The organism is Vibrio sp. YMD68, from assembly GCF_029958905.1.
GTDB lineage: Bacteria > Pseudomonadota > Gammaproteobacteria > Enterobacterales > Vibrionaceae > Vibrio.
On record NZ_CP124614.1, the window covers coordinates 1714714 to 1737730 of the forward strand.

Sequence of the window (23017 nt, forward strand, 5' to 3'; positions counted from 1 at the left end):
TGTAGATAAGATTTAATGTACGAAAAATCCCGCAAACAAAATCAAAGTGGCATGTACTAAGCCGAGCTACTTTATATTGAGGAACGCAGCACCACGTACACCACCAGAATCGCCATGTTTGGCTTTGATGATTTTTGGGCACTTCGCAACAGACAATAGATACTTAGGTATGCGCTTAGGCATCTCTTCATAGATCATCTGGAAGTTTGAAAGGCCACCACCAAGTGCAACCACATGGGGATCATTGCCCGTGAAAATGTTGGCAAAACAAATAGCCAGGAGCTCCATAAAGCGCTCTACGTGCTCGACTGCATTAGCCTCACCTTCTGCTTGAGCCTTAATAATATCGATAGCGGCTTTCTCTTCGCCATAGTAATGCGCGTAAAGAAGTTCAAAGCCGCGCCCAGACAGATAGTTGTCTAAACAGCCTTTCTTACCACAACCGCAACTCAGTAAAGGTGCGTTGTCACCTAAATGGAACCATGCATCGATAGGTAAACGAGCGTGACCAAGTTCGCCCGCAACGTTATTTCTGCCACCAAACACTTTTCCTTCGTAAACCAAACCGCCGCCAAAGCCTGTACCAAGAATTAGCCCCATAACACTAGGCTGATCTTTTAGATCGTCATCCCATGCTTCAGACAAAGCAAAACAGTTGGCATCATTTTCTATCTTAACTTGACGGCCTAAGCTTTTTTCTAGATCCACGCGTAATGGTTTCCCTTTCGCGGCAGGAACGTTAACCGTTAAAACCGTGCCATCGTCAGCATCTTCCATTCCCGGTAGGCCTAGCCCTACTTTACCTTCACACTCAAATTGTTGGTCGTACTTTTTCACTAATGAGGTAATGGTTTCGACTAATAGTGGATAATCGTCCGTTGGCGTTGGTACTCGTTCCGTCGCGACTCTTTCTAATTTTTGATTAAAAGCCCCAAATTCAATTTTTGTGCCGCCCACATCAAAGCCGTAATACATTCCAATCTCTCCTTAAAAAGCACCCAAGCGAGGTGCTAAAATTATTCTCTTGGCATTATCCATATAGCTCAGCCTACAAACCGTGACACACGACAAATTTATCTGGCACTTAAATGCAACTGTACATTTATAGAACAACGAATTTTCAATTATTAGAGTTACTTCTCGAAATTAGTTTCACTTAGGAAACGTTTCAGAGCAGGTTTAGTGAGATCCGGTTTCAAGCGCGTCTTTGTTAACAGATAACTTTCGCGAAAAGTCTCAAACCACATTTCGAGCACCTGAGACGCTTGGTTTTCATCCACTTTGCTAAGCACAATAGAGGCAACTTCTGCGGTAGAAAGATGGTCATCGTTGTCTGACTTCCTCATCATGTATTGAGATACGGATTCCGGCTTAATTGAAAAGACCGGAAGCTGGCTTAAATAGTCGGACTTTCTAAATATCTTTCTCGCTTCTCTCCAACTACCATCAATAAAAATAAGTAACGGAACTTTATTGTCTGGTAAAGGAAAGCTTTGTTCATTAATCAACCGAGATTTGTCATCAACATAGTCTTCAGGAAAAACAATGAGTGGGAAATACTTGGGATCGTTAAGCTGGTCTAACATCGCTTCGTCTGGTTCGGTACGATTCCACTGATATACGCTGGTTTCTTTCACAACATCCGCTATTAATCGCCCTGTATTACTCGGTTTAAACACTTCATTGTCAGAAACGATCAGCATAACCGCCACATTAGTGTCGATATCTGGCTGATATTCACAGAGGCAGTACTTGGTGGCGACCTGACAATAATCGCAACGGGATACTTTTGCACCTCGTGCTTTAAACGCTCGTGTCGACAAGCTTTGACGGAATTTAAACAGGTGATGGAAGGCGTGAATTCTCATGATGCTTGATTAGTACTAGAAAGTTGACGGCATTGTACTTACAGTACACTAAGAATCAAAGGAAGTTGTTATGAATAATCCAGAGTCAATCCGACTGATATTTTTTGTCTCCATTTTCATGTTGTGCGCAATTTGGGAGTGGGTGTTACCGCGTAAGCGTCTAACGCAAAGTAAAGGTGTTCGATGGCTAAATAATATTGGACTGGTTTCTTTAAGCAGCGTACTTCTCGCTGTGCTCTTTCCTGTTGTCGCTTACCAAGCCGCCCAATACGCGACAATCAACGAAATTGGGCTATTTAACCAACCCTCGATGCCTGCTTTACTTACGATTATTGTTTCAGTATTGCTGCTGGATCTCGCGATTTATTGTCAACACGCGGTTTTTCACAAGGTTCCTCTTCTTTGGCGATTGCATCAGGTACACCATGCAGACCAAGACATCGATATGACGACAGGCGCTCGTTTTCACCCCATTGAAATCATTCTTTCGATGCTCATCAAGATAGGTATCGTCATAATTGTGGGGATTCCAGCAAGCGCTGTGATCATTTTTGAGGTGTTGCTCAACGGCAGTGCCATGTTTAACCACAGCAATGCTCGACTTCACCCTAGAATAGATTCGTTGCTAAGAAAGTGGATAGTGACTCCCGATATGCACCGTGTGCATCATTCTATCATCACACGAGAAACGCATTCTAACTTCGGATTTTTTTTATCGATTTGGGATAAACTGTTTAACACGTATATCGCCCAACCGACGCAAGGTCACGACCAGATGACCATAGGCTTACCCGTATTTCGCTCAACAAGAGAGCAATGGTTGGACAAAATGTTAACTCAACCTTTTCGTCAGCGTTGAGTTAACTAAGCACTGAACTCACTAAACAATTAGCTAACTAAGCACTTAACTGACTAAGCACTGAATAAACTCAGATTTCATCTGTGATGAATTTACAGTGAATATTTGTGGAGCATGGTTTGCTGATGCCCCGCAATCGTTGCCACTTGTTCTGAGCTTTCGACCATTGATTGTAGCTGATATTTCGTTTGGTCACCTTGCTTAGAAACAAGAGCAATGGATTGACTCACTTCTTTGGTCGCGCGCTCTTGTTCTTCGGTAGCAACAGTAATTTGCTCTACCCTTGTTTGAATTTGATTGACCGCTCGTTCTATATCGGAAAATGTCGCCTTTACTTCCACACTTGACGCTAATGCTGACACCATTTCTACACGAGAATGCTCAACCGCCACACGAGATTTATCAGCAGCAGCGATCAATTGGTTCATTTTGACTCTGATATTTTTCGTCTGTTGTGAGGTTCCGCTCGCCAATTGCCTTACCTCATCAGCAACCACGGCAAATCCTCTTCCTTGTTCCCCTGCCCGTGCGGCTTCAATGGCAGCGTTCAACGCCAATAGATTCGTATTATCCGCAATGGCCGAGATCATCTCTACCATTTCGCGTATCTGCTTGACTCGATGGTCAAGTTCGACCATTGAATCTTCATTCGCATTGAGTGTTTCTTCTAACTGTTCTAGTCGTTGTCGATTGGTTTCAACGACGTCCAAACCTCGCTGAGAGTGTTCTGAGGCTTGACATGAATCCTGATAAGATTGGTGGGTGATCGAGGATATTTGACTAATTGAAGCCTCAAGTTCATTAACTGTCGTGATCATGCTCTCTAATGACGTATTTTGCTCAATCAAGGTCGCATTTGAGCTTTCTGCCGCGTTATGGCTAATCTCGGCTGTTTTATACAAAGTTTCGCAGTTATGGGTAACGGTAGAAATAGACCGACTCGTTGATTCAATGACAGTATTGAGTTTCTTTGATACTTCCTGAAATTCACTCGGGCCGATAATCGGAACACTCGATGAAAAGTCATGATCACTTAAACGGTTAAGGTGAATGGTGATGTTTTTGAGGCTAGTATTTAGCCAGCGTCTTAAACCAAGACCAAATGTAACAATAATTAAGGCAATCGTCGTCCCAATCATGGTCAGGCGGCTGTACGTTGAAATGATCGTTTCGTTAACCGCAAATTCTCGCTGTTCAATCAGTGACAAGGCCGTTTGAGAAATGGCTTCAAGTGCAACTACCGTCGTATTTCCAAGGTGCACCACTTCGGCTATCTGAGTTTTTTGGCTGGTCGACAATGACAATTTAGTCATGATATTTTTCAAAATTCCTTGCTGTTTAAACCCATCGTTCACCATAGTGTAAGGAGTGGTCAAGCTTGCAAACTCTTCGATATCTGGATGCCAATCCTTGAAGTCATCATAGGCAAGATTGATTCCTGCGATTCGGCTTCTCATTTCTTGATATTGCTCTGCCGCTTTTTCTAAGTCTACCTGCATCATCAGCATCAAAAATGTACTTTCTAAAGAGCTAGCGCTGGCGATAAACCGATTAGCAGCGTCAGAGGACTCCGGATTACTGTTGCTTAGAAAGGAAGCAATACGATTCATCTCTGGGCCAATGGAACTGAGCCCATAACGAAATGCTCCCACTTGGTCATCGATTGTGCTTTGTTGTTCAAGTAAGCTTTTCTGGGTATCGAGTATAGAAATGGTTGAAGCGTTTAATTTTTGTAGGCTATTTTTAAGTGTCGTTAGCAGACGGGAGTTTTCTTCTTTTTCTTCACGCGTCGTAAACCCATCGGAAAACTGACTGACATTATTCAATAACAGGTTACTTTTCTTCATTAACGCATTAATGTTTATTGTGTTCTCGTTAAGAGCTTCCACCGTTGTTCCCTGTGTGGCATAGCTTATACGTTTCACTTGTTCGAGAATGGTTTGAGTCAACTTGGCATTATTGATCGCTAACGGCAGCGCTTTTTCCGATAAAGCACTGAACTCATGGCCAACTCGATCAACACTTTTTATGGTAATAAATGACAGTGCAACAATTAAGAGTAAAATGCAGATGAATACCGCACTGATGGTTTGAACTAACGATAGAGAAAATGATGTGTTTCTTTTTTTGTTCATGTTTTTACTAGCTACTTTGACGAACACGTTATCCGCTATGCTAGTTGTCTCTCATGACAAATAAATTTCAACGATATTTCAATAAGATGTCAAATGACTAAACTAAAGATCACTGCAATCATCATTATCGGCATAGGCGTTTTGACCGGTTGTACAAATACATCTGGTCCTTCGAAACCCGCAAGTGGGCCTTCAAGTTCTGTATCCGGCTCTCCGTCCTTATCTGCCTACGATAAAAAGGTTAAGCAATCATTTATGGCTGTATTTAGTCGCTGGGAAGGTGTGCCGTACCGATTGGGAGGCACGTCATTTCAAGGCATTGACTGCTCTGCATTTGTGCAAATCGCTTACCAAGATGCTTTGAATGTTAGACTTCCAAGGACGACACTTCATCAAAGTAAGCTAGGCACAAAGGTGGGCTATGACGAAGCGGAAGTGGGCGATTTAATATTTTTTAGAACGTCGAGAACCACTCGCCATGTTGGTGTTTACCTGGGAAACCGTCAATTTTTGCATGCTTCCACATCAAAAGGCGTGATTATCTCTAGAGTTGATAACCCCTATTGGGCATCTAAATTTTGGCACTTTAGGCGAGTAGAACACCCGCCTATAGTCAATTGATTAGGTATGTTTGAAATGAGAAATTAATCGTAGGTCGCCACTGCGACATCGAACAGGTTTTTCACCAGGGCAATGTATTCGTCAAGGAAGGTGATCTGTTCATTGGTTGCAGGTTTAGTCCAGGCTCCTGCTAATACCTCTCCCAAATCCTCAACAACGGAATCCGCTTCTTTTAATAACTTAAAGCGTACACTGGAATGCAGCTCTGGATTTTGTTCAAAAATGGCCATAATGTTGCTTGAAACCATGTCAGTCACGACATCTTCAATACTCTCAGCACCAGTATCACCGTCTACAGATGTAAACACATCTAGGTTCAATGCTAAATGTTCAATTAAGGCTAAATATCCATCGGTTTCTACAACCACACTTAAATCTCCTAGTTACTGCAATACTTGAGAATAGGTTCTCATTAATATTAAGACAAGTATACGCACTTTAACAACCTGATTATGCCTTAGAGCTCACTTTATAGTTTACTGATCACATCGCTGCCAAAGAAACGAGTCTTTCATTCGTTATTGACGTCCGTATTGACGGCATAACTTTGTTTGTTGTCCTTTGATATTCAAAAATAGAGAACTCGATAATGCTAGCTGCGCTTGATTAAGGTCACACTTCCACGTTTTAACAAAAAAAAGGGCGTAAATTCTCGCTTTGTGTCAACTCTTGAGCAGGTAATCGAAAAATTTTGTCCTAAACTTAATGTAAATAAGTACTTATCCGAAGGTTTTTATTATGTGGCAAGCATTGACTCAACAACTCTCTGAAGCACTTATGTTCAATTATACGATCACCGAGCGCGCAAAAATGAATGGTGGTGACATCAGTGATTGCTACATGATAAGTGACGGTGAGCAACGTTATTTTGTAAAGTCGAATACGAGAAGCTTCATTGACAAGTATCTCATTGAAGCTGACAACCTTAATCTCCTGCGTAGCACTTCTACCGTCTCTATCCCTGAGATTATCTTGACCGGCACCAGCAAAGATCATTCTTTTATCGTATTTAATTATTTAGCCACTAAGCCACTTGAGGATGATAAACAGAGTTATAAGTTTGGCGTTCAACTTGCGCAGCTTCATTCATGGGGTGAGCAGAAAGAGTTTGGGTTTGATCAAGATAATTACATTGGCACGACATTACAACCAAACAAATGGGATCGTAAATGGCATCGTTTTTTTGCCGAACAACGTATTGGCTGGCAACTTCAACTTCTCAGAGAGAAAGGCATAGAGCTGGTTAATATCGCAGAATTTACTGAACGAGTGTCAGATCTACTGTCCAATCATCACCCTCGCCCATCATTACTTCATGGCGATCTATGGCACAGTAATGTCGCCAATTCTGCGTTTGGCCCAATTTGTTATGATTCGTCTTGCTACTGGGGCGATCGCGAATGCGATATTGCCATGACTGAGTTATTTGGTGGGTTTCAGCCTGAATTCTATAATGGTTACGAAAGCATATTACCCCTAGATTTTGGCTATGGAGAAAGAAAAGATATTTATAACCTGTATCATATTCTGAACCACTACAATTTATTTGGCGGGCACTACCTCGCCGAGGCAGAAGGTTTGATAAACAATATAAATAGTTATTAGCGAATCTTTATGCACGATTTGAACTCTCCAACAACACAAAAATAGGCAGACCGGTCACTACTTTTAAAATAGCCAGTGGGTATAACACCCGGAAGTAGTGTGGTTTGCATAATGAAATACAGGCACCCCTCCATAGATTTTCCACTTTACCATTTGTTTAGTTTGTTAAAGCGCAACGTTATTTCTTAGTGATTTAATATGACGCAAGTCAACGAAAGCGAGAGTTGTGGTAATGAACAAGTGATCTCGTTAGAATACGCGCTCAAAAAATTATAAGTTAAAAACACTGAGCGGTTTCAAATGAGCAGAAAAATTGAATTATTAGCCCCTGGCGGTGACGTAGAAGCAATAAAGGCAGCTATCGTGGCAGGTGCGAATGCAGTCTATTGTGGTTTAAATACGTTTAACGCGCGAAATCGAGCATCAAACCTATCACTTGATGAATTGAATGGTGTTATACGGTTAGCTCACCAATATGGCTGCGAAGTTTTTCTGACATTGAATATCGTGCTGTTAGAACACGAAATTAAAAGCATTAGCAAACTGCTTAACCAGCTAGTCAATACCAAACTGGACGGTATTATTGTTCAAGATTTAGGGTTATTTGACTTAGTTAAAAAGCACTTTCCATCATTAGATGTGCATGCCTCTACCCAGTTGACGACCCATAACGAAGGTCAAATCAAATTCTTAGCCAAAATTGGGGCAACACGCGTGAATCTCTCTCGAGAACTCAACCTTCCTGAAATTAAAATGCTCACTGAAGTCGCTCATGATCACGATGTCTTGACGGAAGTCTTTGTACACGGCGCTTTGTGTATTGCATTTTCGGGTCAATGTTATTCAAGTTCTGTTAGTGTTGGTAATTCCGGAAATCGTGGCCGTTGTAGCCAGGCATGTCGTGATGAATATGAAATTACCGATGCCGGTAATAAGTATCCGCTCAACCTAAAAGACAACTCTGCCTACTACGATCTTCCTGAACTGGTTGACGCAAAAGTGGATTCGCTCAAAGTTGAAGGGCGCATCAAAGGCGCGCATTATGTGTATACCGTTGTCGATACTTGGCGTAAACAGATCGATAGTTTCGTCGAAAAAGGTCTATTGATTGAAGATGACGCTAACCTGCACAAAGTGTTTAATCGTGATTTCACGAACTCGTTCCTCAAAGGTAACCTAACGAAAGACATGTTTATTGATAATCCACGTGACAACAGCGTGAATTATGCGGTCGACAAAGCGACATCGGAAAACGAATCGATCTCCGTTGTACAAATTCAAGAAGTAACAGACAACCTCTATACATCAAAAAATGAAATCGGTGCAGAGATGCGAGAGAAAATTCAATTTCTCGATATTTCCAAGACACAGGTTACGCTTTCATTTGACGCAAAACTGGGACAGCCGCTAACTGTCTCTGTTATTTCAAAAGACGAAACATTTACCGTTAAGTCCCCTTCCACTCTCTCGGTTGCCGGTGAAAAAGCCATTACTCAAGAGCTATTGACCAAACGTTTTAAAGCGCTAAAAAGCCCTGTACATACATTGGCTCAGTATGATTTTTCTCGTATGGAGGAAGGACTCAGTATTCCATTGAAAGAAATTTCAGCGCTGAAAGAAGAAATAGATTTCATTTTGAATGGTTCTGTCGATGTCATTAAGCATGTCGATGTTCCTGCGCTTGAAAAGCACCCTAAAGTGAACGAAACGCCAACGCTTTCAATGTTAATTGCTGATGTCGCCGATCTTCACCTCTGTGATATTACTGATGCGGATGTTTACTATAAATTACCCGAGAGCTTTAAAAAACGCTGCAATAAATACATCGATATTTTGGCGGAAAATCCTCGTTTGATTCCTTGGTTCCCAGCGGTATTGATTGGTAAAGATTACGATGAAGCCGTGCGTATCTTAGAAGAAGTTAAACCTAAGCGTATCGTCACTAACAATACCGGCATTGCCTATAAAGCCTATGAAATGGGCATTGAATGGGTGGCTGGGCCATTCATGAATACGACCAACTCACACGCGTTAGTCACCCTTAAAGAAGAGCTAAACTGTGCCGGTGCGTTTATTTCAAACGAGATAAATAAAGGCCAGATACGTCATATCACCCGCCCAGAGAACTTCAAACTGTTCTACAGCATTTACCACCCTATTCTTATGATGACAAGCCGCCAGTGCTTTTTCCAAAGAACCGTTGGCTGTAACAAACCGAGTATCGAAGCGGGCTGTATGCTGAAGTGTGAGAAAGCGACAACAATTACTAATGTGAAAGGCATTTCATTTGCTGTTGATAAGCAAAAAGGTGGCTACCCGAGCATCTACAACCACGAGCAGTTTCTAAATCATGAAGCTGTGACTGATTTTTCGGATCTGTTTGATGAATTCTTCATTGATTTAACCAACATTGGTGCAGGCTCTAAAGAAGTACAGGATAAGGCTGAATTGATTAAGCACTTTGAAGGCTTGATCAATGGCGTTAACGGCTCTCAACAGAATCTAGAACAGCTCGTTACGATAAGAACCAACGACCAATACGTTCAAGGTTTATAATGAAATAAGCGATTCGTTATTCGTTAAAAGGCCGCTAGTTTAGCGGCCTTTTTCATAGCAAACAGAATTATTTACAAGGTCACAGATGCTGATTCTTTTTTACATTCTAGCTTGAGTTTCTTTCCACTAAGACATCTGCTTGAACTGTAACTCGACCAACCGTTGATACAACTCACAGCTGTTTAGTAATGATTGGTGATCCCCAACATTGACTAATCGTCCTTGGTCTAGCACCGCTATTTGGTCGGCATGCTTAATTGTCGATAATCGATGAGCAATAATGAGCGTCGTTCTTCCATGCATCAACTCTTTCAGCGCTTGTTGTACATGATGCTCGCTTTCACTGTCTAGTGCGCTCGTCGCCTCGTCTAGCAATAGAATGGTAGGATCTTTTAGGATCGCACGCGCAATGGCAATCCGCTGTTTTTGTCCACCAGATAAACGTACACCTCTCTCACCAAGAAAGCTTTGATACCCCTGCGGCAACTTCATAATAAATTCATGTGCATGAGCTTTTTTAGCCGCGTCGATCACTTGTTCATCAGTGGCATCCGGGTTGCCGTAACGAATATTATGAAAAACATCATGGCTAAATAACGCTGGCTGTTGAGGAACCATTGCCATTTGTTGACGTAACTCATAAGGATCAAACTCTCGCAGGTCGATACCGCCAAGAGTAACCAGACCGTTCTGTGGATCGTAAAACCGTTGAAGAAGCTCAAACAGCGTCGTTTTACCCGCTCCTGATGGCCCCACAAGCGCTAAAACTTTACCTTCTTCTGCTCTGAGAACAAGGTTATCGGTGGCGGCTTGGTCAGGTCTTGACGGGTAGTAAAAAGTGACATTATCGAATACTACTTCGGCTGATAAGCCAGTCGGTTTCCTTGTTTTATGATTTGGCGCGACGATATTGCTTTCCACTTGAAGCAGTTCTATCAACCTTTCTGTTGCGCCCGCGGCCCTTTGGAGTTCGCCTAGCACTTCTGAGATTGTCCCCAGAGATGAGGCAACCATAATGGCATAAAAGACAAAAGCCCCGAGATCCCCCGCCGACATATTACCACTGATAACATCACTTCCACCTACCCAGAGCATTCCTGCGATCGCACTGAATACAATCACAATAACGCCTGAAATTAAGATAGCGCGCTGTTTTACTCGTTGGCGACCAATTTCAAATGCTTTTTCCACTTCAATCGAGAACGCTTTCTTTTCTTGCTCTTCGTGGCTGTAGCTTTGAACGGTTTTGATATGTTCAATGGCTTCACCAGCGTAGCTGCCTACGTCCGCCATCGAGTCTTGGCTCTTTCTCGACAACGCTCTGACTCTGCGGCCGTACACTAAGATGGGCACGATGATAAACGGCACCGACGTTAATACGATTAGGGTCAGTTTTATGTTGGTTGCAAAAAGCATAACCACAGCGCCAATGCACATGAGCGCACTGCGCATCGCCATAGAAAACGAGGAGCCGATAATACTTTGTAGCAGTGTGGTGTCGGTAGTGATGCGAGACATAATGTCCCCACTGCCATGGGTTTCAAAGTAGCTGGGATGCAAAGTGATGACATGATTGAACACAGCGAGTCTAATATCTGCACTCACGCGTTCCCCCACTGAGGAGACGAGGTAGAACCGGAAAAATGTACCCACAGAGATAAGAACGGTCACCACAAGAATAAATTGAATGGCGCGACCAAGATCGTCAATGGATCGCTGAGAAAATCCTTCATCAATTAACATTCTGACGCCATGACCCACCGACAGTGTCAACGATGCAGTAAACATAAGCGCGAGAAGCGCCGCAATAACACTGACCTTGTAGGGTTTAACGAACTCGACGAGGTTAAACAAAATGCTCAGATTTTTATTGTTCTTCCCCTGCTCTTTTTGTTCACTTACTGGCGACAGATTGAGTGGAGGTGGGTTGTTTTTATGTTTCGATTGCATCGTTTACCTTAAAGTTCACCACTCACACAGTGGATATTAATAACCTTAGACTACCTGATGCTCAGGAGTTGGACAAAGCATACCTAGAGCAAAACCCCAAAAAAGCATTCGTCAAACTCATAATTGACCAAATAAGGATTTCCTGATGAAATAACCCTCTTGTTTACTGGTAAATTGTATTTATAGAAATCAATGAGCAATACACTGTTCGATGTGTTTTTATGGTGTAACTCAAACTTTCCACTTAATTCACGACCATTACTAACTTCGGCCATTAAAATCGTTTTATTGCATAGATGTCACGGAGTACGCAATGAGAATTTATACAGAGAAAAATATCACTTGTCCTAATTGTGATCATACAATTGGAGTCACGCTCGACGCTTCTAGTGAAAGCCAAGAGTTTTACGATGATTGCCCGTTTTGTCACCGTTCTATCCACTTAAATATGCATATCGACCACAGCCAGCAACAGGTTAGCTTGATCGCGAGTATTGAAGACGAACCCTTTAGTTAGTAAATCGTTAACGAATAGCTAACGAACTTTCTTCGGTAAAAGAAGCACTCTTAAAGGGTGCTTCTTTTGTTTCGCCCTAGACGCGCTGAGCAAGCACACGTTCCACGGTATCCACAATGGCTTGTGTTTGTGGATCAACTTCAACGTTAATTCTATCGCCCGCTTTACGAATCCCAAACAAGGTTCGCTCTAACGTCTCTGGAATCAGATGCACGTTAAACCGCGCTTCCTCTACCTCGACTTCGCCAATCGTTAATGAACAACCATCTAAACCAATGTAACCCTTTTCCAAGATATATTTCATGGCAGGTTTATCGACGCAAAACCACAGTGTTCTATTATTGGGCGTGTCGATCACTTGATCTATGGTTGCAGTAAAAGCGATGTGCCCAGACATTGAGTGGCCACCAATTTCATCACCAAATTTGGCTGCTCTCTCAATGTTCACTTCATCACCTTCGCTGATCTCGCCAAGGTTGGTCAGTTTCAATGTGGCTTGCATCAAATCGAATGTCACCAAATCACCGTTTATTGAAGTCACCGTTAAACAACAACCGTTATGAGCAACGGACGCACCAATAGCAAGGCCGAAGCTGAGTTCTTCAGCAAGTGAAAGAGTATGGCTTTGAAAGTCTTCTTTTTTATCAATTGAAACAACACGTGCTGTGCCTTGGACAATTCCAGTAAACATAGTTAAATTCCATGAGTTTTTTATGGAGCTTAGTGTGACATTTCTTTATCATGCCCGACAACACCATTATTGATGATTTTTTATCGGTGGACTCTTTTTCTTTCCTCCTTTCTTTGGAGTTCCTGTGCATCGTTACAAATTAGAGGCCTCTAACCTCGTTAAGCTTGCTACGCCCGTCTTCATTGCTTCTATCGCGCAAACTGGAATGGGTTTCGTTGACACCATCATGGCCGGTGGCGTCAGCGCGACAGATATGGCCGCCGTGTCTATTGCCTCAAGTATCTGGCTACCCTCTATACTATTTGGTATTGGTCTGCTTATGGCGCTTGTGCCAATTGTCGCGCAACTCAATGGTTCGGGGCGTCAAAACAAGATTCCTTTTGAAATCCATCAAGGGATCGCTATGGCGCTGCTTATTTCTGTGCCCATTATTATTGTTCTCATGCAGACTCAACGGATTTTGGACATGATGAATGTCGATGCGTTAATGGCTGAAAAAACGAACGGGTATATGTTTGCGGTGATCTTTGCGGTGCCCGCTTTCCTGCTTTTTCAAGCTCTGCGCAGCTACACTGATGGATTAGCACTCACCAAACCAGCGATGGTGATTGGTTTTATCGGGCTATTAGTTAACATTCCACTTAACTGGATCTTTGTGTACGGTAAATTTGGCGCACCTGCATTAGGCGGTGTGGGCTGTGGCGTCGCCACCGCTATCGTGTACTGGTTAATGCTCGCGATGTTACTTTTCTATGTTGTGACATCAAAACGCCTTGCCCACATACCGTTATTTGACCAATTTTATCGACCACAACCGAAAGCACTAGTTCGCTTATTTAAACTTGGTTTTCCTGTTGCGGCCGCGATGTTCTTTGAGGTCACTCTGTTTGCTGTTGTTGCACTTTTAGTCGCCCCGTTAGGCGCCCTCGTGGTGGCAGCCCATCAAGTCGCTATAAACTTCTCTTCACTGGTGTTTATGTTACCCATGAGTATTGGCGCTGCGGTGAGTATCCGAGTGGGTCATATGTTGGGGCAGAAAAACATCGAAGGTGCGATGATCGCATCTCGCGTGGGCATTATTGTCGGACTGGTATTGGCTGTATTGACCGCGGCGCTAACCGTCGTGTTTAAAGAGAATATTGCTTATTTGTATACTGATAACAAAGCGGTAATCACGATTGCAATGCAGCTTTTAATGTTCGCAGCTGTTTACCAGTGCACCGATTCAATTCAAGTGGTGGCGGCGGGCGCCCTTCGGGGATACAAAGACATGACAGCGATATTCAATCGTACATTCATTGCGTATTGGATACTGGGGTTACCCATCGGCTACATACTGGGGATGACCGATTGGATTGTTGAACCTATGGGAGCTCACGGTTTTTGGGTAGGCTTCATTATCGGTCTTTCCTCGGCGGCCCTAATGTTAGGCGTTAGGCTTCAATGGATGCACAAGCAAAGTGAAGAAGATCAATTGGCCTTTGCTGCTAAGTAATGTTTCGGCTAAATCGTAAAGACAAGTGCCATTGCTTGCCATATATCCGGGTAGTAGCACGAACTCACACGGCTCAGTGATCTGGTGGGTTAATCTCATAGTCAGGTTATGGATGTAACCTGACTATTAAAAAAGTTTACGCTCACGTAAATAACGAGCAAACTTTGGAATCCCATTTTGTGTCCATCCATTATATCGAAACGTGATCGTCGAACCTATTTTGGGTGGGTGGCGTCTTTGTTCATCAGTAAACCCGCTACCAATATTAAACTCAGCCCCCGATTCAAGCCTGACCCGCAACGAACCCATCAACCCTTTGTATTTACCCTCTCCAAGCTTATACCCAATCACTAATGCTTCCGTATCCTCATGCTTTTTCAACTTAAGCATGTCATTACTTCGACCTGCTTGATAACGGCTCGTCACTTTACGCAGCATAATACCCTCGCCGTTGTCGCTACTGACATTGTCTAAATGTCGAAACAGCTCTTCCTCTGATGCAATCGGCTTGTGTTCTACGTATTTGAGGTGAGGGGCGTTGTTATGTTCAAGCCAGTGTAAAATATTGTAATACCGTTTCTGATAATCACCGGCAGACTGAGGCATATCAAACAGCATGTAATCGATTCTCTCCCATGCAGAATCGGAAGGTACTTTGTCTAGAACCGTTTGTTGAACAAGATGAAAATTGCCACGTCCCGCCCAAAGCTCCCCTTCTAGCGCAAAATTGGGTAACGCTTCGGTGAACCAATCTGGAGCATTAATTGGGTTGCCCTTTCTGGTTAACAGCGCCTTTCCTGTCCATATCGCTCGAATACCGTCTAACTTTTCACTTTGCCAGTACTCCGCTATATTGATTCCTGATTGATAACTGTGTGCATTCATTACACCCATGTCATACGTAAGCTCAGCATAACTTGGGTAGCTAAACGCAAGACAGATTCCTATTGAAATTACCGATAACCGCACGAAACACTCCTCGTCTATTGAGTTAATGTATTCTTCCAGAGAATAACTAACCAAGTTAACCTTACTCGCGCCAATGCGAGCAGGCTCATAACATTTCACTCACTTTTCCATACAGTTCACACTATCTGTGGGTTGTGACCCGTGCTTATATTTTGATTCTCAAAATGAGAATCAACAATTTTCATTTTGACAGACCCCCACAAGAATCAGCTAACCGTATGATATATCAGGCATTAATTGATGGCACAGAATCTGCTCTATAGAAATAAACCAAACAGGAGTACTCATCATGGAACTACGAACTATTGAAGCAAGTGACACAATTCTGACATTAGAAATTATGGGCAACCTAGACGCAGAGGGAAGCAAAGATGCGCTGCCACATATCGATCAAGTCATTACTCATGATCGCCATAGTGAGATAGAGCTCGATTTTCGCAACGTCGCATTTCTCGACTCGTCAGGAGTTGGCGCACTGGTTTATTTGTATAAACGTTTGATTGAACGAGAGCGTTTCATGCGCATCGAGAATGTTACGGGACAACCTCTAGAAATTATTAATTTGCTGCGTATCGGGCAAGCTATACCGGTAAACAAAAATACTCACTAAATGCAACTATACTAATAATACTTATAATAAAAGGACGTTGGCGATGAAGGGATTTCATAACTCAATAGCTTTGATTGCATCCTTAACGGTTTTGTTTGGATGCACTAGCTATCCAGAGGAAGGTCGTGGAGGCTTAGCTGAAGATTATGCCGCATCCGAGTTTTCTCCCATCATGCCAAATGAGCCACTGGGCCCAGAGCATGGGCTAAGATTTGACTGGCAATTAGCTAAACTTCAACTGGATTCGTTAATCAGACAAGGAGCCAAGTGGTGTTTTCCCTCCGCGGTCGTACAAGCGACAGAAAAACAGAATCGAATTGCTCGCGAATTAGAAGGAGGGTTACTTCTTGACGCGGCAAACGACCTGGTAATACAAAGAAAACGATTGAATGAACTGGAGTTGCAACTCGATTATGTCACTTCAGAGACAAGATGCTCCCCCCCTTCGAGTCAGTTCAAACTGGACCAGCAACTTGTGGTTATTGATCAGCTGTTCGAGATTTTAAACGTCGATAATCAATTCGCTAAAAATTCGGTAGAGATCAATCCTAAATACATGGGACATTTAGCGAAAGCCGCCAATATTCTGCTCGAAAATCAAGACTTGAAGCTCTCTGTGACCGGCCATGCTGATGCTCAGGGGAACGACATCGACAATGAAAAGCTTGCTATGGGCCGAGCAAAGCAAGTCAAACGCTACCTTACCATTTTTGGTTTAGCACCAAACAGGATCACGACACACTCTCTTGGTGCTCAACTGCCCCTATTTGAAGGTGAAAGTCAGGCGGTTATGCTTACCAATCGACGTGTGAGCATCGAAATCATATCGACACTCGACCACTCGGTGACAGCGTCACACGGAGGATTGTATGATTAACCTTATGTTTTTGTTTACGCTTAGGCTGACGTTTAAATCAGAATTGAAATTTAAGTTTAAGCGTTTATTTATCGTATTCCTCACTCTGGTAATGGCATTGAGTCTGACTACTGCCTGGGCGACAGAAGAAGTATCGTCAAAAGAAATCGTACAAGTGGGCGATCTCATCCAGGTGAATCTCCCTGGTGAAAGCACCTTGAATAGGGGCTTTCAAGTGAACAAACGCGGAAGAATTACCCTACCTGAAGTCGGTGCCCTTTATGTTGTGGGTTACGATGAGCAGCAATTAGAGAACGCTGTCTTAGGGGCGTTAGAATCCGTATTCAGAGATTTATCAAATGCCGATGTCTACATTTCAGAGCAACAAATTCTCATCTCAGTTCAAGGGTACGTGAATTCTCCAGGTGAATACACTCTTGCGAAAAGCGCCGATATTCAAATGGCACTGTACGCAGCAGGAGGACTTCGTTCGGGTGCCCAGCTCAATAACATGTTGCTTAAACGTGGTGGGGAAAAACAGACATTCAACTACAAAGCATTTTTAGATTCCGGTGATGAACAACAGCTTCCAACCCTGCAATCTCTCGATACACTGTTTGTTCCTGCCTCACCACTAGTCAGTAATATCGAACAAGAGTTTGACCCTGCTAAACTGGCCGATTCAGGTGACAGTGCCGACGGACGCAGTGCGATCAAGGTTTTTGGAGAAGTGAATGCACCTGGTTCTTTCTCGTTTAAGGAAGGCACTGATTTGGTTGATATTTTGATGCGCTCTGGCGGTGTAACACGTTATGCGAGTGTTGAGCAAATTCGGATCATTACCAACAATACCCCAGAGCTGTTTAATCTAAAGCGTTACCTTGATAGCGGCGACGCTACCCTGCTCCCTAAACTTAACCCAGGCTCAACTGTTTTTGTTCCTAAGCAAGAAGAAGAGATCAAATCCGGCGCAAATACCGTTTACATCATGGGTGAAGTGGCTTCTCCTGGCGCTTTTGAAGGTAAGTTAGGCGCAACCTTTATGGATATTTTGGCTAACGCGGGGGGGCCAACTCGATTTGCAGAATCCCGTCAAATTCGTGTGATTAAAGCCAGTGGGCAAGTCATTCCATTTGATCTGACTGCCTACACAGAAGGTCTTCAAGGATCTAAGCCACCCGCTATAGAGCCGGGGGACGCGATTTTCGTTCCTGAAAAAACCGATATGAACGAGAAATCGTGGCTAAAGGTGTCACCAAACCGAGCCGTCAATGTGATGGGGCAAGTCGTCAGACCCGGCCGCATCGAATGGTCGGACGAAATGAATTTGATGGACTTACTTTCCCATGTAGGCGGTCCGACACTTCGAGCCGACACCACAAAGATTGAGGTTATCGATGCAGAGAAGAAATTAGTGGTCTTTGATTTAGACGCATTCATTTTAAATGGTGCAAAACCGAATGAACTGCCTTCCATCTCCGCCGGTTCGATAGTCCGTATTCATGATTTGCCACAAGATCCTTCTGACAATAAATCACAATGGGTACGTCAAAGCTCAGACGCTTCTATCTATATTTTTGGTCAGGTGAACACGCCTGGACGCTTTAGATTCACTAAAGAAATGCATTTTCTCGACATACTGGCTGCCGCAGATGGCCCAACAAAAGAAGCCGATATCCATAATATTAGAGTCACGCACCGAGACAAAACCTACTCCAAAGTGAGTAAGCTCAACTTATCACTCTATTTTGAAACGGGTGACGAAAACTTATTACCGACCGTGACCATGGGCGATACCATTTATATCCCAGAAAAAAACAAAAATTGGTTAGACCGTTCAAAAGAGTCCACCGTACGTGTGCTGGGTGCGGTCAATAAACCCGGTCGCTATGTTTTTGACGACAACATGACCATCTTAGATATCCTTGCAGAAGCTGGCGGTCCAAGTGATAACGCTTATGTTGAAAAGATTTCTGTCGTCAATATGTCTTGCTGTCAGGGACAGGCAAGAACATTTGATCTGATTGAATTCAGCCGTACCGCCAATATAAGACATCTTCCTGTTTTGCGTGCTGGTGACACCATCTTCATCCCAGACCAGAGTGAAAGTTTCATGGAAAAGGCACGTATAGGTCTAACCGATATCCTTCGCTTAACCACGACGATTGTACTAATAGGAGCGCTCTAATGGCTATTCCTGCGACCCATGCTGAAATTGAACAAATCTACTTGTCTGCTGAACTTTCTGGGTGCAAATCACTGTGCATCACCGCTTGCCAATCGCTAGATGGCGTCACTTCGGTAGCGAGTGCTTTGACTGAAAGATACATGCTAGCAGGCCATAACGCATTATTGGTCGACTTAAACATGTTTAACCCCGCTTTCAAAGAACTCACCATAAGCCCAGAAGGGAATACGCAGTTAATAGAACATGTCGACAGCCATCGATTGTTTACCGGTGTCGCGATACCAAGCGACCAATCCACTCAACTCGCGTATAAAGATCCCACATTTATGAGCCACGCAGTACAAAAATGGCAGGGCCAATTTGACCGAGTGATCATCGATACCTCTCCGCTACTACAAATTAACCGTGGCAATATACCCGCGCAAAGTGTCGCCAGCGCCTGTGACAAAACGATTCTGGTAGTTAAAGGAGGATGTACCACTTCATCTCATATTAAAAAAGCGATCGAACTCTTAAGCAGCGATCAAATCCATTTGCTTGGCACGATCCTAAATGTGATGGATCAACCCACTTTAAGTGCCGAAATGATTCGCGAGCTAAGGCGCATTCCTTTCTTCCCTAAAAAACTGAAAATCAAGCTAGAGCTTTGGTTGAGTCGCAACGAGTTTTTGTCATTATCAGCCTAGCTTTAATCATCACTCTAACGATTCAACCCTTATTTAGGTTTAATCTAGAATAGTTTGGCTTTCCTTTTTCGCTTCTCCCTCCTCACTTCTTACTTCTTACTTCTTACTCAACACTATTGTTATGCGTGAATACGCGCAATCTATCGCAGCTTATTGATAAATTGAGCTTATTCACATCACATAATCGCAATTCATTCACCTCTGCATTGCCAAAATATCAGAATTTTTTTCATACTGGACTATCATTTTAATAATGAATAAATGAATGCTAACCAGAGAGAAATTAACCATTGAGCGTATCAAGTGAACTACCCGACTCTATCTCTAAGTACGTTGATGAATCGATATTGAATCAAATGATTGCTGACACCAGTGCTGACGTCATCCCCATCTTAATCGATCATTATGTTGAAGAATCAGCAATTCGGTTGAGCAACATCACCGAGGCAATGAACAGCAACAATATGGAACAGCTTGAATTTGAAACACACACTTTAGGCAGTGCGGCTCTCGCCCTGGGTAACCGCACGCTTGCAGAGTTGGCTAGAGAGATAGAAAAGCAGTGCTTACAAAAGCAATTTGACGTTGCGCTCGATCGAATTCCACTGCTGCTGTCGTTGGCTAAACATTCTATTGACGCCTTGGTCATGAGAAAAGGTTTAGGGTTTGTAGACGCTTAAATTACTAAACGACGAGTTTGATTACCCTTATTCATTGTTCAACTTATAGATGTGTTCATCCTATAAAGTGTATCTCTATATTAGTTAAAAGGACGTAGCCGATGAGACCCAAAGTACTACTCGTAGAAGATTCAACATCGCTTGCTGTGCTTTATAAGCAATACGTCAAAGATGAACCTTATGACCTATTTCATGTTGAAACAGGTAAAGAAGCCATCGCGTTTATAGAACGTAACGTGCCAGAGCTTATTATTTTGGATTTAAAACTTCCCGATATGTCCGGTGAAGATATCCTGGACTGGATTGGTGAAAAGCAAATTCAAACCTCTGCTGTCATAGCAACGGCTCATGGTTCCGTTGATATTGCCGTCGGTCTGATTCAGAAAGGGGCGAAAGATTTTCTAGAAAAACCCATTAAAGCCGATCGTTTAAAAACGTCCATTTCACTGCACTTGAAGCAGGCAAAGCTTGAACACCTTGTTGAAAACATTGAAGCAAGATTCGATCGTAACCGATTCCACGGCTTCTTGGGTGGATGCCTTTCCATGCAAGCGGTTTACAAAATTATTGACTCCGTTGCCCCCACCACGGCAAGTGTTTTTATTCATGGTGAAAGCGGTACTGGGAAAGAAGTGTGCGCAGAAGCGATTCATAAAGAAAGCCAACGCGCAAAAATGCCTTTTGTCGCTATTAACTGTGGTGCAATACCTAAAGACTTGATGGAAAGTGAAGTCTTCGGCCATGTTAAAGGCGCCTTTACCGGAGCGACAAGCGATAGAAAAGGTGCGGCTTCACTGGCAGATGGCGGCACACTGTTTCTTGATGAGTTGTGCGAAATGGACTTGGACATGCAAAAGAAGCTCTTGCGCTTTTTGCAAACAGGCACATTTACTCCGCTCGGTGCGACTAAGGAGGTCAAAGTTAACGTACGGATCTTATGTGCAACGAATCGGGACCCACTTCTTGAAGTTGAGGAGGGGCGATTCAGGGAAGATCTTTACTACCGAGTGCATGTCGTCCCGATTGAAATGCCGCCTTTGCGTGAGCGTGAAAATGACATCGTTATCCTCGCCAACCATTTCCTGAAAGCCTATGCGAAGGAAGACCGTAAAAAGTTTACTGGTATCAACAAAGATGCGGAACAGCTGCTTAAAAAATATCAGTGGCCGGGAAATGTTAGGCAGTTGCAAAATATCATCCGTAATATTGTTGTCTTGAATGACGAAGCTAAGTTATCCGTTGCTCATCTTCCCGCTCAAATTTTGGCGTCTAAACAATCGGCGACTAAATCATCGTCAGCTAAACAATTAGCAACTTATCAACAAACAGCGGAGCAACACGCTAAACAAGCACTTAAAGACGCTTCACCCCCTAGACAAGAGGCGGGAGCAGCCACTTTAGATCCAGTATCCATGCCCTCGCCTGCTCAGGACGCTAAGGCACCGACTGCGTCTAAACCATCCGCCATCAGACCTATGTGGCAAATCGAACGCGAGACCATACAAAATGCGATAGATTACTGCGATGGAAACGTCCTAAATGCGGCCGTACTGTTAGAGCTAAGCCCGTCTACGGTGTATCGCAAGAAGCAAGCGTGGGAATCGGATGATGAACACAGCACCGCCTGATCCACATGGAGACAATAAGGTTTGGCTTGTCATCGACAGCCTGACATTTGGCGGGATCGAAACCCATGTTTTTGAACTCGCCAAAGGATTAAAGGTATTCAACGTTAACGTTACCGTGGTGTTTGTTGCCCATTATGGGCAACCTGCTCTTCTCTCTGAAAAACTAGAGCAAGCCTCAATACCTTTTTTTTACTTAAATAACGCCTTTCCTGCACGCAGTACATTCCAATCATTAACGTCCGCAATAGTGTTTCACAAACCTATTCTTATTCACGCTCATGGTTACAAAGCAAGTATCTACAGTCGACTGGCGCGATTGACCACTCCAAAAGTATCATTCAGACACATCTCTACTTATCACGCAGGGGAAACACCAAAGGGTCGAGTGAAAGTCTATGACTTTGTTGATCGGTACACCTCGATGTTCTCTCACGCCTGCTTATCAGTCAGTGATTTAATAAAGAAAAAAATCCCAACCCCCTCTTTTACTCTCAATAACTTTATCGATACGGCCAATGCATCCCAATCTAAGGGCTCTGAAATCGCTTTTGTAGGACGGATGAGTATTGAAAAAGCACCCGATCGCTTTTTAGAACTGTCCTATCGAAACCCTCAATATAAATTTCATTGTTATGGCAGCGGCCCGATGGAAACCGAGCTAAAAAGTCGTGCACCCGCTAACCTTATCTTTCACGGACACCAGACCAACATGGATTCGATTTGGCAAAACATCGAACTTCTAGTGATTCCATCTCGATATGAAGGCTTGCCCATGGCCGCGCTAGAAGCCATGGCCCGAGGTATACCTATTCTTTGCACCGATGTGGGAGACTTGAATAAACTGATTGAACACGATACCAATGGGTTCATAACGGATAACGAGGCCGAACTCAACCAGTACTTAACATTGTGGATCTCAAAGAGCGAGTCCGAAAGAGCATCTATGAAGGTGGCCGCGAGACAAAAAGTAGCCGAGCAGTACTCAACCCGCAGCGTTCTCCCTCAGATATTAGCCATTTATCAAATATGATTCTCAAATTGAGAAATACGAATCCACACAACACTCTCAGATAAAATACGTTTATATATCAATAGCATAGCTT

The 23017-nt window shown here is 43.3% G+C and carries 20 protein-coding genes; 13 read left to right on the forward strand and 7 right to left on the reverse strand.

Annotated features, from left to right (window positions below; genetic code table 11):
• Nucleotides 1–66: 66 nt before the first annotated feature.
• Together nagK and QF117_RS13880 are read right to left on the reverse strand one after the other, a co-directional pair.
• On the reverse strand, nucleotides 67–975 hold the full coding sequence (gene nagK, locus QF117_RS13875; RefSeq protein ID WP_282386240.1) for an N-acetylglucosamine kinase: 909 nt from the start codon (nucleotides 973–975) through the stop codon (nucleotides 67–69).
• 158 nt (nucleotides 976–1133) lie between these two features.
• Complete coding sequence (locus QF117_RS13880) at nucleotides 1134–1868, reverse strand: tRNA-uridine aminocarboxypropyltransferase (protein WP_282386242.1); 735 nt, start codon at nucleotides 1866–1868, stop codon at nucleotides 1134–1136.
• A gap of 70 nt (nucleotides 1869–1938) precedes the next feature.
• On the opposite strand from QF117_RS13880, the gene QF117_RS13885 reads away from it, so the two are divergent.
• Complete coding sequence (locus QF117_RS13885; RefSeq protein WP_282386245.1) at nucleotides 1939–2727, forward strand: sterol desaturase family protein; 789 nt, start codon at nucleotides 1939–1941, stop codon at nucleotides 2725–2727.
• Between the two features lie 92 nt (nucleotides 2728–2819).
• Here the strand turns inward: QF117_RS13885 and QF117_RS13890 are convergent, their stop codons facing one another.
• Nucleotides 2820–4862 carry a methyl-accepting chemotaxis protein gene (locus QF117_RS13890; RefSeq protein WP_282386247.1) on the reverse strand — a complete coding sequence of 681 codons (2043 nt, stop codon included), beginning with the start codon at nucleotides 4860–4862 and terminating at the stop codon, nucleotides 2820–2822.
• Between the two features lie 93 nt (nucleotides 4863–4955).
• Between QF117_RS13890 and QF117_RS13895 the strand changes: the two genes are divergently transcribed.
• Complete coding sequence (locus QF117_RS13895) at nucleotides 4956–5483, forward strand: NlpC/P60 family protein (RefSeq protein WP_282386249.1); 528 nt, start codon at nucleotides 4956–4958, stop codon at nucleotides 5481–5483.
• A 23-nt stretch (nucleotides 5484–5506) separates the two neighbouring features.
• Here the strand turns inward: QF117_RS13895 and QF117_RS13900 are convergent, their stop codons facing one another.
• Nucleotides 5507–5851, reverse strand: a complete 345-nt coding sequence (locus QF117_RS13900) for a DUF3802 family protein (RefSeq protein ID WP_282386251.1) — start codon at nucleotides 5849–5851, stop codon at nucleotides 5507–5509.
• 370 nt (nucleotides 5852–6221) lie between these two features.
• Between QF117_RS13900 and QF117_RS13905 the strand changes: the two genes are divergently transcribed.
• Complete coding sequence (locus tag QF117_RS13905) at nucleotides 6222–7088, forward strand: fructosamine kinase family protein (protein WP_282386252.1); 867 nt, start codon at nucleotides 6222–6224, stop codon at nucleotides 7086–7088.
• Between the two features lie 300 nt (nucleotides 7089–7388).
• The gene (locus tag QF117_RS13910; protein WP_282386253.1) at nucleotides 7389–9644 is read left to right on the forward strand and encodes a peptidase U32 family protein; all 2256 of its coding nucleotides are present in this window, start codon (nucleotides 7389–7391) and stop codon (nucleotides 9642–9644) included.
• Between the two features lie 126 nt (nucleotides 9645–9770).
• Here the strand turns inward: QF117_RS13910 and QF117_RS13915 are convergent, their stop codons facing one another.
• Nucleotides 9771–11594 carry an ABC transporter ATP-binding protein/permease gene (locus tag QF117_RS13915; protein ID WP_282386254.1) on the reverse strand — a complete coding sequence of 608 codons (1824 nt, stop codon included), beginning with the start codon at nucleotides 11592–11594 and terminating at the stop codon, nucleotides 9771–9773.
• Nucleotides 11595–11907: 313 nt separating this feature from the next.
• Between QF117_RS13915 and QF117_RS13920 the strand changes: the two genes are divergently transcribed.
• Nucleotides 11908–12111, forward strand: coding sequence for a CPXCG motif-containing cysteine-rich protein (locus QF117_RS13920; protein WP_017033362.1), 204 nt, complete (start codon nucleotides 11908–11910; stop codon nucleotides 12109–12111).
• A gap of 76 nt (nucleotides 12112–12187) precedes the next feature.
• On the opposite strand, the gene QF117_RS13925 is transcribed toward QF117_RS13920, so the two are convergent.
• Nucleotides 12188–12802 carry a riboflavin synthase subunit alpha gene (locus QF117_RS13925; RefSeq protein ID WP_282386256.1) on the reverse strand — a complete coding sequence of 205 codons (615 nt, stop codon included), beginning with the start codon at nucleotides 12800–12802 and terminating at the stop codon, nucleotides 12188–12190.
• Between the two features lie 124 nt (nucleotides 12803–12926).
• On the opposite strand from QF117_RS13925, the gene QF117_RS13930 reads away from it, so the two are divergent.
• Nucleotides 12927–14297, forward strand: a complete 1371-nt coding sequence (locus QF117_RS13930) for an MATE family efflux transporter (protein WP_282386258.1) — start codon at nucleotides 12927–12929, stop codon at nucleotides 14295–14297.
• A gap of 126 nt (nucleotides 14298–14423) precedes the next feature.
• Here QF117_RS13930 and QF117_RS13935 read toward each other — a convergent pair whose 3' ends face one another.
• Nucleotides 14424–15245: a DNA ligase gene (locus QF117_RS13935; RefSeq protein WP_282389483.1), complete on the reverse strand. Its 822-nt coding sequence runs from the start codon at nucleotides 15243–15245 to the stop codon at nucleotides 14424–14426.
• Nucleotides 15246–15555: 310 nt separating this feature from the next.
• On the opposite strand from QF117_RS13935, the gene QF117_RS13940 reads away from it, so the two are divergent.
• The 7 genes from QF117_RS13940 to QF117_RS13970 all read left to right on the forward strand — a co-directional run bounded on the left by QF117_RS13940 (nucleotide 15556) and on the right by QF117_RS13970 (nucleotide 22944).
• Nucleotides 15556–15876, forward strand: coding sequence for an STAS domain-containing protein (locus QF117_RS13940; protein ID WP_282386259.1), 321 nt, complete (start codon nucleotides 15556–15558; stop codon nucleotides 15874–15876).
• Between the two features lie 43 nt (nucleotides 15877–15919).
• Complete coding sequence (locus QF117_RS13945) at nucleotides 15920–16753, forward strand: OmpA family protein (RefSeq protein WP_282386260.1); 834 nt, start codon at nucleotides 15920–15922, stop codon at nucleotides 16751–16753.
• Between the two features lie 91 nt (nucleotides 16754–16844).
• Nucleotides 16845–18920, forward strand: coding sequence for an SLBB domain-containing protein (locus QF117_RS13950; RefSeq protein WP_282389484.1), 2076 nt, complete (start codon nucleotides 16845–16847; stop codon nucleotides 18918–18920).
• Nucleotides 18920–19606 (forward strand): chromosome partitioning protein ParA, encoded by a 687-nt coding sequence (locus QF117_RS13955; protein ID WP_282386261.1) that lies wholly within the window; start codon nucleotides 18920–18922, stop codon nucleotides 19604–19606. The genes QF117_RS13950 and QF117_RS13955 overlap by 1 nt, the downstream gene beginning before the upstream one ends.
• Nucleotides 19607–19962: 356 nt before the next feature.
• Nucleotides 19963–20286, forward strand: coding sequence for an Hpt domain-containing protein (locus tag QF117_RS13960; protein ID WP_282389485.1), 324 nt, complete (start codon nucleotides 19963–19965; stop codon nucleotides 20284–20286).
• A gap of 101 nt (nucleotides 20287–20387) precedes the next feature.
• Nucleotides 20388–21914 (forward strand): sigma-54 dependent transcriptional regulator, encoded by a 1527-nt coding sequence (locus QF117_RS13965; RefSeq protein ID WP_282386263.1) that lies wholly within the window; start codon nucleotides 20388–20390, stop codon nucleotides 21912–21914.
• Entirely contained in the window at nucleotides 21895–22944 is a 1050-nt protein-coding gene (locus QF117_RS13970; protein WP_282389486.1) for a glycosyltransferase family 4 protein, read from the forward strand. The genes QF117_RS13965 and QF117_RS13970 overlap by 20 nt, the downstream gene beginning before the upstream one ends.
• The last annotated feature ends 73 nt before the right edge of the window (nucleotides 22945–23017 follow it).

What these genes read in the sequence shown, in the direction of transcription:
- QF117_RS13920 (WP_017033362.1), top strand. Translation starts at nt 11,908, where the DNA reads ATGAGAATTTATACAGAGAAAAATATCACTTGTCCTAATTGTGATCAT.
- QF117_RS13970 (WP_282389486.1), top strand. Translation starts at nt 21,895, where the DNA reads ATGAACACAGCACCGCCTGATCCACATGGAGACAATAAGGTTTGGCTT.
- QF117_RS13965 (WP_282386263.1), top strand. Translation starts at nt 20,388, where the DNA reads ATGAGACCCAAAGTACTACTCGTAGAAGATTCAACATCGCTTGCTGTG.
- QF117_RS13960 (WP_282389485.1), top strand. Translation starts at nt 19,963, where the DNA reads ATGATTGCTGACACCAGTGCTGACGTCATCCCCATCTTAATCGATCAT.
- QF117_RS13880 (WP_282386242.1), bottom strand. Translation starts at nt 1,868, where the DNA reads ATGAGAATTCACGCCTTCCATCACCTGTTTAAATTCCGTCAAAGCTTG.
- QF117_RS13945 (WP_282386260.1), top strand. Translation starts at nt 15,920, where the DNA reads ATGAAGGGATTTCATAACTCAATAGCTTTGATTGCATCCTTAACGGTT.
- QF117_RS13925 (WP_282386256.1), bottom strand. Translation starts at nt 12,802, where the DNA reads ATGTTTACTGGAATTGTCCAAGGCACAGCACGTGTTGTTTCAATTGAT.
- nagK (WP_282386240.1), bottom strand. Translation starts at nt 975, where the DNA reads ATGTATTACGGCTTTGATGTGGGCGGCACAAAAATTGAATTTGGGGCT.
- QF117_RS13950 (WP_282389484.1), top strand. Translation starts at nt 16,845, where the DNA reads ATGGCATTGAGTCTGACTACTGCCTGGGCGACAGAAGAAGTATCGTCA.
- QF117_RS13905 (WP_282386252.1), top strand. Translation starts at nt 6,222, where the DNA reads ATGTGGCAAGCATTGACTCAACAACTCTCTGAAGCACTTATGTTCAAT.
- QF117_RS13895 (WP_282386249.1), top strand. Translation starts at nt 4,956, where the DNA reads ATGACTAAACTAAAGATCACTGCAATCATCATTATCGGCATAGGCGTT.
- QF117_RS13955 (WP_282386261.1), top strand. Translation starts at nt 18,920, where the DNA reads ATGGCTATTCCTGCGACCCATGCTGAAATTGAACAAATCTACTTGTCT.
- QF117_RS13915 (WP_282386254.1), bottom strand. Translation starts at nt 11,594, where the DNA reads ATGCAATCGAAACATAAAAACAACCCACCTCCACTCAATCTGTCGCCA.
- QF117_RS13910 (WP_282386253.1), top strand. Translation starts at nt 7,389, where the DNA reads ATGAGCAGAAAAATTGAATTATTAGCCCCTGGCGGTGACGTAGAAGCA.
- QF117_RS13940 (WP_282386259.1), top strand. Translation starts at nt 15,556, where the DNA reads ATGGAACTACGAACTATTGAAGCAAGTGACACAATTCTGACATTAGAA.
- QF117_RS13885 (WP_282386245.1), top strand. Translation starts at nt 1,939, where the DNA reads ATGAATAATCCAGAGTCAATCCGACTGATATTTTTTGTCTCCATTTTC.
- QF117_RS13890 (WP_282386247.1), bottom strand. Translation starts at nt 4,862, where the DNA reads ATGAACAAAAAAAGAAACACATCATTTTCTCTATCGTTAGTTCAAACC.